General features: G+C 39.1%; 1 protein-coding gene. It reads left to right on the top strand.

Going from position 1 to position 243, the window contains the following annotated elements:
- Window positions 1-243, top strand: a 243-nt coding sequence (locus tag X919_RS0101130) for a transposase (RefSeq protein ID WP_216592145.1), incomplete at both ends; no start/stop codon positions are given.

Below are 243 nucleotides of genomic sequence, written 5' to 3'. Positions count from 1 at the left end.
AAGCACTTGTCTATGCCGATAAAGGATATGACTCGATGGAGAACAAAGAAACCCTCAAACGTATGAAACTTAAAAGTCGTATCATGCATAAGGGAACAAGAGGACATGAAATTACAGAAAGGCAGCAGCGTATCAACATTGCTATAAGTAAGATACGCTACAAAGTAGAACGTACCTTTGGTTCTATGCATAGATGGTTTGGTGCTGGAATAGCAAGATATGTCGGACTTTCAAAAACACATG

The organism is Prevotella sp. HJM029, from assembly GCF_000599605.1.
In the GTDB taxonomy this organism is placed as follows: domain Bacteria; phylum Bacteroidota; class Bacteroidia; order Bacteroidales; family Bacteroidaceae; genus Prevotella.
Note: the sequence above shows the minus strand (reverse complement) of the source record. Positions and strands in the feature narration are given on the sequence as shown.